At 33.3% G+C, this 1,183-nt stretch carries 1 protein-coding gene; it reads right to left on the bottom strand.

What is annotated here, in order from left to right; genetic code table 11:
• Window positions 1-39: 39 nt before the first annotated feature.
• Window positions 40-1,014 (bottom strand): ArsR/SmtB family transcription factor, encoded by a 975-nt coding sequence (locus V7147_RS14395; protein WP_335368540.1) that lies wholly within the window; start codon window positions 1,012-1,014, stop codon window positions 40-42.
• Window positions 1,015-1,183: the final 169 nt, after the last annotated feature.

Genomic DNA, 1,183 nt, shown 5'->3' with positions numbered 1-1,183 from the left:
CTGTGTTATTTAGAAATAATACAGGCTTTTTAGCTTGGTTTATTCACTTTTTATCTTATCATTTCCATTTAGATATCGAGCATTCATAATTATTCCTTGTCTATAATTCCCAAAATTAGGTCCGAATAAATTAAGACCACCCAAGTTAACAGCATCTTTTTTAACACCAATACGAAATGAGATAAAAGGATTTTCATTAAGTCTTAGATCTTCAATTTTGATATCAGAAATTTTCACGCCATCTATGAAACTACCTTCATTATTGATTTTCCAATGTTTTAATAATCCATATTGTGTGAAGTTTAATGACCACCACATTGGTGTATTAAAACCTCTCTCACCACCAAAATCCCCCGGAGAAGTCCAAGTCCCAATTTCAGCGTCATTAATCCAAACTGTAATATCTGATGGCCAATTTAACTTATGATAGGGTGCCTCTGAACACACCTCTGCGCTAAATTCAAGTTCTGAAGCGATAGCACCATATGGGATTCTGTTGGGATATCTATACTCAACATATCCTGTTCGGAAATAAAGTAGTTGTGCCTCTCTTCTACCTGGCTCATAAAATGATCTCGGATCATGCTGCATTCCAATATAATCTTCATTTCCAACTAAGCCACAACTGGGTTCAGCTTGACAGTCGATATATTCTCCGACAGGCATATCTATTGTAATTGTATTTTTTTCAGCATCAATATTATCCTGGAAGAGGTCTATAATAATCCTGTCATAGTTTTTGGTACTTATTTTTTGTGTTCCTCGACCAGGTACTAGCTCAGTAATTATCAGATTTGCATCTTCAAGTTTTTTTACATTAACTGCAGTTGTAGAAAAAGGCAGCCCCAATTTCTCGGCTATTTCGTTTACATTATAAGACCCAGTGCTTAATATCTTTAATATATTCATTCGCACTTCACTATTTATTACCTTACATATTTCTACAGCCTGATCCATGTTTAGTTGCAAATTTCTTATTATAATCACCTCTTTTATTACAATATTTATTGACATAATAAAATATATCATGAATGCACGTCACTTGGAAGTAAATAAAAAGGTTATTAAAAATAAAGTAATTACATCCTCTTTGGCGAATCCCGTTTATGATGACAATAAGCACTTATTCAATAGTTAACAAGTAAAAAAGGAGTAACCTAAATGTAGGCTACTCCCCTTTTAT

Origin of the sequence: Bacillus sp. JJ1521, from assembly GCF_036965165.1 — a bacterium.
Classification (GTDB): Bacteria; Bacillota; Bacilli; order Bacillales; family Bacillaceae_L; genus Ferdinandcohnia.
Note: the sequence above shows the minus strand (reverse complement) of the source record. Positions and strands in the feature narration are given on the sequence as shown.